14 protein-coding genes are annotated in these 13,747 nt (G+C 61.1%); 7 read left to right on the top strand and 7 right to left on the bottom strand.

From position 1 onward, the window contains the following. Positions 1-29: 29 nt before the first annotated feature. Positions 30-488: a rhodanese-like domain-containing protein gene (locus ACS3QZ_RS10040; protein ID WP_456037709.1), complete on the top strand. Its 459-nt coding sequence runs from the start codon at positions 30-32 to the stop codon at positions 486-488. Here ACS3QZ_RS10040 and ACS3QZ_RS10035 read toward each other — a convergent pair. Then, complete coding sequence (locus ACS3QZ_RS10035; RefSeq protein WP_456037708.1) at positions 485-1,618, bottom strand: alpha-hydroxy acid oxidase; 1,134 nt, start codon at positions 1,616-1,618, stop codon at positions 485-487. The two genes, ACS3QZ_RS10040 and ACS3QZ_RS10035, sit on opposite strands and share 4 nt — an antisense overlap. Positions 1,619-1,750: 132 nt before the next feature. On the opposite strand from ACS3QZ_RS10035, the gene ACS3QZ_RS10030 reads away from it, so the two are divergent. Together ACS3QZ_RS10030 and ACS3QZ_RS10025 are read left to right on the top strand one after the other, a co-directional pair. Beyond that, entirely contained in the window at positions 1,751-4,408 is a 2,658-nt protein-coding gene (locus ACS3QZ_RS10030) for an ATP-dependent helicase (RefSeq protein WP_456037707.1), read from the top strand. A gap of 78 nt (positions 4,409-4,486) precedes the next feature. Beyond that, positions 4,487-5,116, top strand: coding sequence for a glutathione S-transferase family protein (locus ACS3QZ_RS10025; protein ID WP_456037706.1), 630 nt, complete (start codon positions 4,487-4,489; stop codon positions 5,114-5,116). Between the two features lie 424 nt (positions 5,117-5,540). Here the strand turns inward: ACS3QZ_RS10025 and ACS3QZ_RS10020 are convergent, their stop codons facing one another. After that, positions 5,541-5,756 (bottom strand): DUF1127 domain-containing protein, encoded by a 216-nt coding sequence (locus ACS3QZ_RS10020; RefSeq protein WP_093090660.1) that lies wholly within the window; start codon positions 5,754-5,756, stop codon positions 5,541-5,543. Positions 5,757-5,999: 243 nt separating this feature from the next. On the opposite strand from ACS3QZ_RS10020, the gene ACS3QZ_RS10015 reads away from it, so the two are divergent. Next, positions 6,000-7,073, top strand: a complete 1,074-nt coding sequence (locus tag ACS3QZ_RS10015; protein WP_456037705.1) for an Mrp/NBP35 family ATP-binding protein — start codon at positions 6,000-6,002, stop codon at positions 7,071-7,073. On the opposite strand, the gene ACS3QZ_RS10010 is transcribed toward ACS3QZ_RS10015, so the two are convergent. The 3 genes from ACS3QZ_RS10010 to ACS3QZ_RS10000 all read right to left on the bottom strand — a co-directional run bounded on the left by ACS3QZ_RS10010 (position 7,074) and on the right by ACS3QZ_RS10000 (position 9,683). After that, positions 7,074-7,382 (bottom strand): EthD family reductase, encoded by a 309-nt coding sequence (locus tag ACS3QZ_RS10010; protein WP_093090656.1) that lies wholly within the window; start codon positions 7,380-7,382, stop codon positions 7,074-7,076. Positions 7,383-7,627: 245 nt separating this feature from the next. Next, positions 7,628-8,341, bottom strand: coding sequence for an NYN domain-containing protein (locus tag ACS3QZ_RS10005; protein WP_456037704.1), 714 nt, complete (start codon positions 8,339-8,341; stop codon positions 7,628-7,630). Between the two features lie 205 nt (positions 8,342-8,546). Next, positions 8,547-9,683: an S-(hydroxymethyl)glutathione dehydrogenase/class III alcohol dehydrogenase gene (locus ACS3QZ_RS10000; protein ID WP_456039327.1), complete on the bottom strand. Its 1,137-nt coding sequence runs from the start codon at positions 9,681-9,683 to the stop codon at positions 8,547-8,549. 144 nt (positions 9,684-9,827) lie between these two features. On the opposite strand from ACS3QZ_RS10000, the gene ACS3QZ_RS09995 reads away from it, so the two are divergent. Beyond that, positions 9,828-10,142 (top strand): I78 family peptidase inhibitor, encoded by a 315-nt coding sequence (locus tag ACS3QZ_RS09995; RefSeq protein ID WP_456037703.1) that lies wholly within the window; start codon positions 9,828-9,830, stop codon positions 10,140-10,142. Position 10,143: 1 nt separating this feature from the next. Here ACS3QZ_RS09995 and ACS3QZ_RS09990 read toward each other — a convergent pair whose 3' ends face one another. Together ACS3QZ_RS09990 and ACS3QZ_RS09985 are read right to left on the bottom strand one after the other, a co-directional pair. Further along, the gene (locus tag ACS3QZ_RS09990) at positions 10,144-10,584 is read right to left on the bottom strand and encodes a c-type cytochrome (RefSeq protein WP_456037702.1); all 441 of its coding nucleotides are present in this window, start codon (positions 10,582-10,584) and stop codon (positions 10,144-10,146) included. A 115-nt stretch (positions 10,585-10,699) separates the two neighbouring features. Continuing rightward, on the bottom strand, positions 10,700-11,203 hold the full coding sequence (locus ACS3QZ_RS09985; protein ID WP_456037701.1) for a fasciclin domain-containing protein: 504 nt from the start codon (positions 11,201-11,203) through the stop codon (positions 10,700-10,702). A gap of 264 nt (positions 11,204-11,467) precedes the next feature. Between ACS3QZ_RS09985 and ACS3QZ_RS09980 the strand changes: the two genes are divergently transcribed. After that, entirely contained in the window at positions 11,468-13,126 is a 1,659-nt protein-coding gene (locus ACS3QZ_RS09980) for a Y-family DNA polymerase (RefSeq protein WP_456037700.1), read from the top strand. A 208-nt stretch (positions 13,127-13,334) separates the two neighbouring features. Next, positions 13,335-13,682: a DUF2794 domain-containing protein gene (locus ACS3QZ_RS09975; protein WP_456037699.1), complete on the top strand. Its 348-nt coding sequence runs from the start codon at positions 13,335-13,337 to the stop codon at positions 13,680-13,682. The last annotated feature ends 65 nt before the right edge of the window (positions 13,683-13,747 follow it).

Here is a 13,747-nt window from a genome sequence, read left to right as displayed (position 1 = left end):
TACATGCCTTGTTTGGAATGTGAGTTGCCATGAATCGTAGAACGATGATCCTTGGGCTGGCCGTGCTGCCGTTGATCCCACATGTTGCATCGGCGAACCCTTTGAAGATTTCCGCCGGTGAAGCATTGTCGGAGGTTCAGGATGACAAGCTGATCCTGATTGATGTGCGCCGTCCGGAAGAGTGGCAATCAACCGGTGTTGCAGAGGGGGCTTGGCTGCTGGATATGACGCACAAGCAGTTTGGGCCGCGGTTCCTGGCCGTGCTGGAACGCAACCCGAACCACAAGATTGCCATCATCTGCCGAACCGGGAACCGTACCGGGTATCTGATGAAGGTCTTGGCCGAAAACGGCATCTCCGGGGTGCTGGATGTCTCAGAAGGCATGGCGGGCGGGCCAAATGGCAAAGGATGGATTCCGTCCGGGCTACCGCTGCAATCTGCAGAGGAGGCGCTTGGCGCGATGCCCAAGGATCTGACCAAGGGTTAACGTATCAGGCAATCGGACACGGTATCGAGGGTTTCCAGACCCATCTGCCCCATGTTTGCGATCAAGTCTTTTTGCAGAATGTCGACAAGGTGATCTGGCCCCTTGGCGCCAAGCGCGGCGAGGGCATAGTGAAAGCCGCGCCCCATCATCACGAAATCTGCGCCCAAAGCTCGGGCGCGCAGGATATCGAGGCCGGTTTCAAAGCCGCTGTCGACGATCAGGGGCAGATCAGTGGCCGCACGAAACGTCGGAAGTACATCAATCGTGGCAGGGGCGGCGTCGAACTGGCGTCCGGCGTGGTTGGAAATCCAGAGCGCATCGACACCGGCATCTTGCAACTTTGGTGCGTCTTCGGGGCGCATCACGCCCTTGACCAAAAACGGTCCGTTCCAGTGATCGCGCAGCCAGTGCAGATAATCCCAGTCGGGCGAGGTGCGCAGCAGGTATCCGGCGTGGGCGGTGGAATCCATGCCGGTAAGGTTCCCGGCATATTCGTCGATCAACCGCATGCGCGGCATGCCCTGTTGCAGGATGCCAAGCGCCCAGGCCGGGCGCATGGCGACCTGTGCCAGAAGACGTGGGGTCAGGCGTGGCGGGGTGGTCAGGCCCGAGCGCACCTGACGTTCTCGGCGGCTGGCAACGGGGACATCCACGGTCAGGATCAGGGTGCTGAACCCGGCGCGTTTGGCGCGGGCCAGCATGTCCTTGCGAATCCCGGTGTCTCGCGGCGGGTACATCTGGAACCAGCCATGCGGGCCAAGATCCGGGGCGACGGCCTCGGGTGTCTGGCTGGCGACGGTGGAGAGACAATAAGGGATGTTCAAGCGTTTGGCAGCAGCGGCCAGAAGGCGTTCGGCGTTGGGCCAGATCAGGCCGGACATGCCGATCGGGGCGATGCCAATGGGCAGCGGGAACTCCTGACCCTGGAAAAATGTGGTGGTGTCGGGCGTGATCTCTCCATGCAGGATCGACGGCTGAAACAGGATTTGATCCAACGCAGCGCGGTTGCGCGCCTTGGTGCGCTCGTCGCCGGTGGCGCTGTCGAGGAATTCCCAGACAAATTTGGGTATTCGGGTGCATGCGCGTGTGCGCAGGTCGTTGAGCGCGGGATATTTGCTGTGCAGGTCCATGTGTCTTTGTTGGCTGCGGGTGGGCGGCTTGTCCAGAGGGGGCAAGGCGTTTGTGCTGAATCGCAAAATGTGAGCGGAACATAGAGAGAACGAAGCTTTAACGTGGGTTCGCTTTGCGCTATTCTGGCGCGCATGAGCAGTTTTGACGAATTCGACGCCTTCGAAGGCGCTTCTCTTTCGGCCCGGGCCATGGCGGCACGGCCGATGCCCTATCTTGACGAGTTGAACCCGGCCCAGCTTGAGGCGGTGGAGCAGCTGGACGGGCCGGTGTTGATGTTGGCCGGGGCAGGCACGGGCAAGACCAAGGCGTTGACCGCGCGGATAGTGCATTTGCTGAACACCGGGAAGGCGCGGCCGAACGAGATTCTGGCGGTGACCTTTACCAACAAGGCCGCGCGGGAAATGAAGAACCGCGTCGGCAACATGCTTGGCCACCAGATCGAGGGCATGCCGTGGCTGGGCACGTTCCACGCGATTTGTGTGAAGTTGCTGCGGCGACATGCGGAACTGGTGGGGCTCAAGTCGAACTTCACGATTCTGGATACGGATGATCAGCTGCGCCTGCTCAAGCAGTTGGTGCAGGCGGCGGGTATTGACGACAAACGTTGGCCCGCGCGGCAATTGGCGCATCTGATCGACGGTTGGAAGAACCGGGCGCTGACACCCGAGACTCTGCCAGCAGCGGATCATGGCGCCTATAACAATCGTGGCGGAGAGCTGTATGCGCAGTATCAGCGCCGCCTTCTGGAACTGAACGCGGTCGATTTCGGCGATCTGCTGCTGCATGTGGTGACGATTTTCCAGAAGCACCCGGACGTATTGGCGCAATATCAGCGTTGGTTCAAATACGTGTTGGTGGATGAGTATCAGGATACCAACGTGGCGCAGTACCTGTGGCTGCGGCTCTTGGCCGGGGGGCACAAGAACATCTGTTGCGTCGGTGATGACGACCAGTCGATCTATGGCTGGCGGGGCGCCGAGGTGGGCAATATCCTGCGCTTTGAGAAGGATTTTCCCGGCGCGCATGTGGTGCGGCTGGAGCAGAATTACCGCTCGACGCCGCATATTTTGGCCGCGGCGTCCAATGTCATTCGCGGCAATGAAGGGCGGCTGGGCAAGGAACTTTGGACGCTGAAAGAATCTGGCCACAAAGTTGAATTGATAGGCCATTGGGATGGTGAGGAAGAGGCGCGTTGGGTTTCTGAAGAAATAGAGAGCCATGCGAGCGGAAAGTCATATAAGTCGAAGAACAGAGACAACCCCCGGTCTGAGAGTCTTTCACAAGAAATTGAGAGGCGTGCAAAGCATGGTTTGGGCCGATATACGAGGCATGAGTTTGTTCGTTGGGCTTTTGAAACGGGAGAAGCATACACCGATTTCAAGGTCCAAAAGCTGTTGAAAAGGCTCCTGAAAGATGATTCCGGAGCTGAGAACATGTACAAAGCGCTGCTTGCCAGCCCCGTAAAGAGCTACGCCCTTAATGAAATCGCCATCCTCGTGCGGGCGTCGCACCAGATGCGAGCCTTTGAGGACCGTTTCCTTACCATTGGTCTGCCCTATCGGGTGATTGGCGGGCCGCGATTCTATGAGCGCATGGAGATACGCGATGCCATGGCCTATTTCCGGCTGGTGGTCAGCCCGGATGATGACCTTGCCTTTGAGCGGGTGGTGAACACGCCCAAGCGCGGGCTTGGAAACGTGGCACAGCAGAAGATCCAGACCTGTGCCCGTGCCAATGGGGTGAGTCTTGTGGAAGGCGCGCGCATCCTGCTTGAGGAAAAGGGCATCGGCGGCAAGGGTGCCAAGGAGCTGGCTCTGTTTCTGGACGGGTTGGAGCGCTGGCGGCGGCAGGGCATGGCGCCTGTGGTCGAGGTGCCTCTGGATGATGACGCGGTTGTGGATGATGAAGTCACGGTGACGGCGACGCAGTTGCAGGAGGGCAAGGCCGAGCTGTCACATGTGGAGCTGGCGCAGGTCATTCTGGACGAATCCGGCTACACGGCGATGTGGCAGAACGACAAGACACCCGAGGCTCCGGGGCGGCTGGAGAACCTCAAGGAATTGGTCAAAGCTTTGGAATCCTTTGAGAACTTGCAAGGGTTTCTTGAGCATGTCAGCCTGATCATGGACAATGAAAGCGATGATGCGGAGCAGAAGGTGAGCATCATGACGCTGCACGCGGCCAAGGGCCTGGAATTTCCGGTGGTGTTCCTGCCCGGTTGGGAAGATGGGCTGTTCCCGTCGCAGCGCAGCATGGATGAGACCGGGCTCAAGGGGCTCGAGGAAGAGCGGCGGCTGGCCTATGTCGGGATCACGCGCGCCGAGGAGTTGTGCACGATTTCCTTTGCCGGCAACCGGATGGTGTTCGGGCAATGGCAATCGCAGATGCCATCACGGTTCATTGATGAACTGCCCGAAGATCATGTCGAGGTGCTCACCCCGCCGGGGCTTTATGGCGGGGGATATGGTGCGGCGTCGGCGCGGCCGGTGGCCTCGTCGCTTGAGGAACGGGCCACGCGGGCGGACGGGTACAACTCGCCGGGTTGGAAACGGATGCAGGCGCGCGCCGGGCAGTATGGCACCAGCCAGCCGCGCGAGAGCAAGCAGTCGGCGATCGACCTTCAGGCAGTATCGAGCTTTACCGTGGGCGACCGGGTGTTTCACCAGAAATTCGGCTATGGCACGATCACGGATATCGAGGGCGACAAGCTGAACGTGGCCTTTGAAAAGGCCGGAGAAAAGAAAGTGGTGGCGCGATTCGTGACCGCACCAGATGACATCCCGTTTTGAGGCGCGCAGCTTTGACCCCGCGTCCGGATTGACAAGTGGGGGCGGTCCGCGCCCTGTTGAGAGCAGGAGGAGGACCACATGATTTTCTATGATTGCAGCACGGCGCCCAGCCCGCGGCGGGCGCGGATGTTCATCGCCGAAAAGGGGATCGAGATCGAGACCCGCAATATCGACATGAGCAAGGCGGAGCAGTTGTCGCCTGAATTCCTTGCCGTGAACCCGCGCGCAACGGTTCCGACCTTTGTAACAAAGGACGGACAGGTGCTCGGTGAAAACATCGCGATTGCCACCTATCTCGAAGATGTGTTTCCCGACCCCCCCTTGATGGGCGCTGGGGCCGAGGAAAAAGCTTCGGTCATGATGTGGAACGCGATGAGCGAATTTCACGGCGGCATGGCAATTGCCGAAGCCTTGCGCAATGCACACCCGGCGATGAAGGGGCGCGCGCTGCCGGGGCCAGAAAATTACGAGCAAATACCAGAACTTGCCGAGCGCGGTCATGCGCGGGTCGGGGTGTTTTTCGACATGCTGGAGCGGCGCTTGCAGGAAAGCCCGTACCTTGCCTCGGGACGGTTTACCTTTGCGGATATCACGGCGTTCGTGTTCTGCGACTTTGCGCGGGTGATCAAACGCAAGCTTCCCGAAGAACACACGGCCGCGCGGGACTGGTTCGCGCGCATCCAGGAGCGGCCAAGCGCCAGACTTTGAGCAGGCCCTTCAGAAAAGAAAAACGGCGACGCAAAGGGAGGAGCGCGTCGCCGTTTCTTTTTTCAAGACACTCAGGGAGGAGGAAGGGTGCCTTGATTCCGGTGGGCCGTTTCACCCGATGTTCTGGCGCGGCGACACCAGGGAGGAGGAGAGGTGCCGCCGCTCTAGTCTCAAGGCGCCCCAGGGAGGAGGAGAGGGTCACCTTGATTCCGTTTGGGCCACTTGGCCCGATATTCTGGCGCGGCGACACCAGGGAGGAGGAGAGGTGCCGCCGCTCTAGTCTCAAGGCACCCCAGGGAGGAGGAGAGGGTTGCCTTGATCCCGGTGGACCGTTGGGTCCGTGTTTTGCTGCGGCAATGTCAGGGAGGAGGAGACATCGCCGCAGATGTGGAAAGCCCGAGGGAGGAGAGGGCTCTCCGAAACCTTAATGTTCTGCCGCGGCCTCCATCGCGACCCGACGCAGCATCGACCGGCTCATGCCGAGGTCAGCCAGTTCGCGATCAGACAGAGCGTTCAGCTCGGCAAAGGTCTGACGGAACTTGCGGTGACGCTCAAAGCGTGCGACCAGATCGGCGAAGAGGGTCGAAAGGCCGCGCCCGGATGCCGAAGCAACTGCGGTTTGGTTTGCAGCGTATGCCATTTCAAAAACCCTTTCGGATGTGTCACTGTTCGTCGTTGATGATGAGCATATAGGGGCATGCTGCAGGTGCACAATGGACGGCTTCGCAAAGCTGCTATGCACTGAGGGAATGGGGACGTAGGGTCAATTCACGTTATGCTGCAAATATACGCAACTAGAGGTAATAGTTGGTAAAATAGTTGTGAATTGTCCGAGCGGTCAAAAAAGTGATGCACTGTGCATGTGCAGAAAAAGGAGAGAAAAATGGGTGTCGAAAAGGCGGTGATTCTTGAAGGTCTGAGCCGTCTGGCGTTGCCGGACGGAGGCGATCTGGTCTCTCGTGATATGATAAGGGCGTTGACGATTGATGAAGGCGCGGTGCGTTTCGTGATCGAGGCAGCCTCTCCGGCGATTGCACGCCAGATGGAACCACTGCGCCGGGCGGCGGAAGATTTGGTGCGAACGATAGATGGGGTGACGTCGGTTCAGGTTGCCTTGACGGCCCATGAAACGGCGCCTGCGGCGAAGCCTGCACCCAATCTCAAGATCGGTGGTCATCCCAAGCCGCAAGCCGGCCCGATGCAGGTTCCGGGCGTCAAGCGCATTCTGGCTGTCGGGTCGGGCAAGGGCGGTGTTGGTAAATCCACCGTGTCCTCGAACCTGGCCGTCGCGCTGGCCAAGCAGGGGCGCAAGGTCGGTCTGCTGGACGCGGATATCTATGGCCCGAGCCAGCCACGCATGATGGGTGTGAACAAACGCCCCGCGTCACCGGATGGCAAGACGATCCTGCCGTTGCACAGCCACGGTGTGACGATCATGTCGTTGGGCTTCATGCTGGATGAGGACAAACCGGTGGTCTGGCGTGGTCCAATGCTTATGGGCGCATTGCAGCAGATGCTCACACAGGTGCAATGGGGCGAGTTGGACGTGTTGATCGTGGACCTGCCGCCGGGCACTGGGGATGTGCAATTGACCCTGTGCCAGAAGACGGAACTGACCGGGGCGATCGTTGTGTCGACCCCGCAGGACGTAGCGCTTCTGGATGCGCGCAAGGCGCTGGGCATGTTCGATCAGCTGAAGACGCCCGTGCTGGGCCTCATTGAAAACATGAGTGTTTTCCATTGTCCGAACTGCGGCCACGAGGCGCATATCTTTGGACATGGGGGCGTTGCCGCCGAAGCAGAGAAGCTTGGCGTACCGCTTTTGGGCGCTTTGCCGATTGACCTTGATACAAGGTTGGCCGGGGACGGTGGCACGCCGATCGCCGCCGGCGACAGCGACATGGCCAAGGCCTATGCGCGGATCGCCGAAGGGCTGGTCAAGGGGGGGATGGCCTGATCAGGCCACCACTTCTCCGATCAATACGTCGGGCTTCACATTGGTGAAGTTCGGCACATCGGCCATCACCGGACCAGAGGCGGCCATGGCCGCCTTGAACGCGTTCTGATCCGCGAAGGTGATGGTGGCGATGGCGTGATAGCCAGCGGGCGTGTCCGGGCCACCGGCCACGCCTTTGGTGACGACGGTGCTGGCGATGTGCGGGCCCATATGTTCGCCCACGAGGTCGAAATGGGTCGACAGGTAATAGTCGAAGTCGAAGGTCGATCCGTCCGCGACGGGGTAGATGACTTGCAGTGAAACGGCCATGTCGCGAGTCTCCTTGTTTGAAAACAGCTTGGGGGAGTGTACGCGAAGGCGGGCGCTTCGGGGATTCTTTTTCTGCAGGGTTAACAGAGGGTCACAGCTGCGAACGCGACGTCGGTATCACGTCGGTATTGTGTCGGTATCGCGTCGGTCGGGTTTTGAGTCGCTGGCTCGGTCGGCTTTGTGACCGTGGCGCGCTTAATCATTCATAGAGAAAGCAACGCGCCACACGTCCCGGTCCCGTCATCTCAGTCTATGCGGCGCACCTGAAGCTGGTTGCCGGTCTTGCGGGTTTCGAACCGCTTCAGCACCTTGACCAGATCGCTGAGTTTCTTGTGGCCATAGGTGCGGGTGTCGAAATCGGGATTGGCTGCGGTGATGTATTGGCCGAGCGGACCCAGCGGGTACCAGTCGTCATCCTGTTCGATCTGCTCCATGGCCGCGAGGATCAATGGAATCGTATCTGTGGCGGGGCGTTTGCTGCTCTTGGCAAGGGTGCCTTTCCCGGTAGGTTCCGGTTCGTCGATCAAGTTTTCAGCTATGATGAAGCGGTTACAGACGCTGCGTAGTGCGGGGTTGGTTTTGGCCTCGCCGATTCCGATCACTTCCAGCCCCTGTTCACGGATGCGATTGGCAAGCGCAGTGAAGTCACTGTCGGAACTGATCAGGACAAACCCGTCAAAGCGCCCGGTATGTAGGATATCCATTGCGTCGATCACCATGCCGATGTCGGTGGCGTTCTTACGTTTGGTGTTGGCGGTTTCCTGATGCGCCACCAGCCCGTGTTCACGTGCGGCATCGGCCCATCCCTTGAGCTGTCCGGAGGACCAGTCGCCATAGACCCGGCGCAGGGCGGGTTCGCCGAAAGAGGTGATCTCCTTGAGGATGGTGCCTGCGTATTTGGCGGGAATGTTGTCGGCGTCGATCAGGACGGCATAGAGCGGGCGGTCGCGGTTGGGCATGGGAGGTGTCCTGTTGTTTTGGTCAACATGACGGCGGGAGAAGCGGAATGCAAACGGTCGGTGTTTTTGCGCCGCCCGGAGTCAAGGTGTGCTCACACGCCGCCGGGCAGAGTCCGACCGCCCTATGGGCGGGCGCTTCCCGGCGGCAAATCAACGAAAACGGGCCGCAAATTGCGGCCCGTTTCAAAAGGGATTTCCCGTGGGATCAGAACTCCACCACGGCCCGGATCGACTTGCCTTCATGCATGAGGTCGAAGCCTTCGTTGATCTGGTCCAGTGTGAGCTTGTGCGTGACCATGTCGTCGATTTCGATCTTGCCGTCCATGTACCAGTCGACGAACTTGGGCACATCGGTGCGGCCCTTGGCGCCGCCGAATGCAGTGCCTTTCCAGACGCGTCCCGTGACAAGCTGGAACGGGCGGGTGGAGATCTCTGCCCCGGCAGGCGCCACGCCGATGATGACCGACACCCCCCACCCACGATGCGAGCATTCCAGCGCGTCGCGCATCACCTGCACGTTTCCGGTGGCGTCAAAGGAATAATCTACGCCGCCGAAAGCGTCTTTCTCGGTCTTGGTGAGCTCGACGATCGCTTCGGTCACGGATTGGCCCTCGGGCAGTTTAGACGGGTTCACGAAATGGGTCATCCCGAACTTCTTGGCCATCTCGGCCTTGTCGTCATTGAGGTCGACACCAATGATCATGTCGGCCCCGGCCATGCGCAGGCCCTGGATCACGTTGAGACCGATGCCACCCAGGCCGAACACGGCCGCCGTCGAGCCAATCTCGACCCCGGCGGTGTTGATCACCGCGCCGATGCCGGTGGTCACGCCGCAGCCGATATAGCAGATCTTGTCGAAAGGCGCGTCGTCGCGCACCTTGGCCAGCGCGATTTCGGGCAGGACGGTGTGGTTGGCGAAGGTCGAGCAGCCCATATAGTGATAGATCGGTGTCCCATCGAGCATCGAGAAGCGCGTGGTGCCATCGGGCATCAGGCCCTGACCTTGGGTGCCGCGAATGGCGGTGCAGAGGTTGGTTTTGCCCGACAGGCAGGAATGGCATTCGCGGCATTCCGGCGTGTAGAGCGGGATCACGTGATCGCCGGGTTTCAGCGTGGTGACACCTTCGCCCACTTCCAACACAACGCCTGCGCCCTCGTGGCCGAGGATGGACGGGAACAGCCCCTCGGGATCGGCACCGGAGCGGGTGAATTCGTCGGTGTGGCAGATTCCGGTGGCCTTGACCTCGATCAGCACTTCGCCTGCCTTGGGGCCTTCGAGGTTCACTTCCATGATTTCAAGTGGTTTTCCGGCTTCCAAAGCCACGGCGGCACGTGTGCGCATCATTTTTCAAAGTCCTCCATCTGTTGGCGGCAGGGTGCTGCAAACGGGGGCGATTTTCAATAGGGGGGTGCGACATGCGGTTGCGCAGATACGACAGGGCAGGCATTGTTGCCGAAGTTCCTGTTACTGTCCTGAGGAGGCGATATGCGCCCTGTGATCCCCGCTATTCTGTGTCTTGGTGCTCTGGTGGCTTGTGCCGCACCTGATCCCGTGCCGGAGCCGGAAATCAATGCGTCCGCTCAGATGTCACAGCTTCCGCTGGTAGGATCGTCGAGCTGTTCGGAAGAGGCGTTCGGGCCAATGCTGGGGCGTCCCGTATCGGTGCTGGAAACGATCGAGACGCCTGAAAAGGTGCGCGTGATAGCGCCGGGGCAGATCATTACGATGGAATACCTGCCGCAGCGGTTGAACGTCGAACATGACGACCGCAAGATCGTCACCAAGGTCTGGTGCGGCTGAGTTACTTGTCGATCCGATAGCGTTTGTGGCATCCGCCGCAGGTGGCGCCAAGATCGCGCATCGTGGTGCTGAGTGTGCCGCGATCCGTGAAATCGAGCGCCAGCGCGGCCTGCTCCATCGTTTCGGCGCGACCGGCGAAATCGGACCAGTCCTCCCAGATCGCGGGGAGCGCTTCGGATTTCGGATCGGTGGCGGGGTTTTCGAACAGGTCGGGGATCTTGGCGGCGTTGAGGCTGAGCGTGTCGCGCGCCATGCGGGCCTTGGCCTGATGTAGGGGAATCTTGCCACGGGCCATGTCGCCGAGGGTCTGTGTCGCCTTGCCGATTGCGCTCATAGCGTCCATGCGGGCCATCACATCCGGGTCTTTGACCCCACCATGTGCCAAGACCGCCGTGGCGGCGCAGATGGTCAGTATGGTCAGCGCGTGTTTGGTCCTGTTCATGACTGTCTCCTTTTGGGGAGAGGGTAATGGCAGGAAGGCGCGGGGGCCAAGGCACAATTTTGTGCATTGCGAATGGGGGCACAGGCCGCAGCGCCCGCGCCCCCGATTCGGCAGATCAGCTCTGTGGGATCAGAACCGTGTCGATCACGTGGATTACGCCGTTGCTGGTGGCGATGTCGGCGGTAACGACAGTGGCGGCGTCGACTTTAACACCGTTCATTGCGTCCACACTCAACTTGGAGCCTTGGACGGTGGCGACATCAGCCTTCTTGCCGGCGATGTCACCCGACATCACCTTCGAAGGGATCACGTGATAGGTCAGGATGGCAATCAGCTGGTCCTTGTTTTCCGGCTTGAGTAGGGTTTCAACGGTGCCTTCGGGCAGGGCGGCAAATGCTGCGTCCGTGGGGGCGAAGACGGTAAAGGGACCGTCGCTCTTGAGGGTGTCGACCAGCCCGGCGGCCTGAACGGCAGCAACGAGGGTATTGAACGATCCTGCGGCAACGGCGGTGTCCACGATGTCCATCTTGGCGGCACTGCTGCCGGCCAGAGTGGCGTTCACGGCGGTGATCGACAGGGCGATGCCGCCAATGGCAGCGATGAAAGAACGTCTGAGCATGGTGTTTCCTCTTGTTGGTTGTATCTGGGCTACGGCGACGTTCTGAGGTTGGATGAATGCCCATGGCGGATTTCTGGCAAAAATCATTTAAGTAATTGAAAGTAAATGAATTACGTTTTCGTGAGATGCGCGTGAGGCGTTGCTTCGGTGGCGGGCGGGCCGTGCTGAAGTCTCGACAGGAGGAGAGAATCGCGGTAATCATCATCGGGACATAAGGGGAACATTTGTGCCTGATGTTCTGTTTGTTCTGCCTGATAGATTGACATGCCAACCCGCCGTATCCTGTCCCTGTGGTTCCCGCGCCTGGGAGCTGAACGCCTGATCCGCATGGAGCGGGGCCTTTTGGAGGCGCCGTTGGTGGTGTTGCAGGAAACCGGGCAGATGCAGGTGATTTCGTCGCTTTCCCCCGAGGCTGAAGCGGCGGGGCTGACGTTGGGCCAACCCATGCGCGATGCGCAGGCCATGTGTCCCGAGGTGATCATGCGGCTGCAGAACAAGCCGGCCGAGGCCGCTTTCCTTGGCGTGATCCGGCGCTGGGCGGGCAAGTTCTCGCCCTGGGTTGCAGAACAGCCGCCGGATTCTCTGGTGATGGATATCACGGGCTGCGCCCATCTTTTTGGCGGGGAAGAAGGGCTGGTGTCAGAGGTGACCGAGGAATGCGCGCGTTTGGGGATGACGGCGCATGTCGGGCTGGCCGATACGCTGGGCGCGGCCTGGGCGCTGGCCCGGTTTGCCGCGCAGGCCGGTGAGAGTCACCGCAGCGGGGATGACATCCGTCAGGAAGCGCGGGCGACGCGTAGCAGGGCGGTCAGGCGGCGGCATTGGACCCGGGGTGGGACGCCGCCGCCGGCACTGGCCACGGCTGTGCAGGGCGCGCGGATCGCCCCGCCGGGCCAGACCCATGGCGCGCTGGCCGGTTTGCCGGTGGCGGGTCTGCGGCTGGAGGCCGAGACCCAGGCGGAACTGGCCCGGTTGGGATTGCGCCGGATCGGGGATCTGAGCGGGCAACCCCGCGCGGCCCTGGCGCGCCGTTTTGGCAAGGGGCTGGTGCTGCGGCTGGACCAGGCGCTTGGCAGCGTGCCCGAACCGGTGAGCCCGGCGGCCCCCGCACCGGTCTTTGCGGTGCGCATGACTTTGCCTGATCCGATCGGGCTGGAAGACGACCTGATGGCGGGGATCCAGCGGTTGCTGGTGCCGCTTTGCGACAAGCTGCGCGATCAGGGCAAGGGCGCGCGGGTGGTGCGGCTGCAGGTGTTTCGCACCGATCAAAGCATGCAATGGGTGGATGTGGGGCTTGCGCGGGCCAGCGACGAGCCGGAGCGCATCCGCCCCTTGTTGCGGATGAAGCTTGACGAGATCGACGCCGGGTTCGGCATCGACATGCTGCGCATCGAAGCGGTCCGGGTCGAAGCGCTGCATCAGCGCCGGGCGGTGGGGCACCTGGAGGCCGGGCGGGCAGTGGCCGAGCGCCTGTCGGCGGGCCATGCGCTTGATGACCTTGTGGGGCGGATCGGGGCGCGGATCGGGCTGGAACAGATCACCCGGCGCCACCCGGCTTCAAGCCATATTCCGGAAAAAGGCGCACAAGTGCTGCACGCGGCATGGTCCGAGCCGTTTCGCGAAGACTGGCCCACCCTGCCGGTGCCGCGCCCCTTGCTGCTCTGGCACCCGGAGCCAGTTATGGCACCGGATACCCCGCGCCTGACCGGGCCATTCCGCTGGCGCGGGCGCGACATGGCCTGGGTGGCGGCGCAAGGCCCCGAACGGATCGCACCGGAATGGTGGCTGGATGATCCGGACTGGCGGACGGGGGTACGCGATTACTGGCGTGTGACCTGTGAAAGCGGCGATCGGCTCTGGCTCTACTACGCGCATGGCGGGGCCATGTCCTCGGGCTGGTTCTGCCACGGGGCCTTTGCCTGATTGTCCGGAAAAAAGTGCCCCCGGCGGCGCGCACTGGGTGGGGGCAATAACGTCGCGCCGCCGGGGGTAGCGTTCAAGTTTCGCTATGAGAGTAAGATGCTGCATGGCTTGGGCAGAAAAAGGATCGCTCAAGGGCCATTTGCAGATGAATCTGAGGCAAAACCGAGGCAGGCTTGATTTCTCTAAAAAACACGGCAAATCTGGGAGCATGAATGCCCAACCGCCCATTCCTCTGCACACCGGCCCGCAGGCGCCGCCGCAGGTGGCGTTTCACCGCACCGAACTGAACCTGATCCTGTCGCTTTATGGGCGCATGGTGGCTGCGGGCGAATGGCGCGACTACGGCATCTCGCTGCTCAAGGAAGTGGCCGTGTTCTCGGTCTTTCGGCGCACGGCGGAAAACCCGCTCTACCGGATCGAAAAACGCCCCAAGCTGCGCAACAAACAGGGCATGTACGCGGTGATCGGCATGGATGGGCAGGTTCTGAAACGCGGTCATGACCTCAAGACCGTGCTGCGCGTGCTTGAGCGCAAGCTGATTCGCAGCGTCGACTAAAGCGCCCCTTCACTTTCTTTTTCCTCAAATACCCCGGGGAGTCGCGGGCGTGCCCGCGACGGGGC

The sequence above is a fragment of the Shimia sp. W99 genome, from assembly GCF_053851455.3.
Note: the sequence above shows the minus strand (reverse complement) of the source record. Positions and strands in the feature narration are given on the sequence as shown.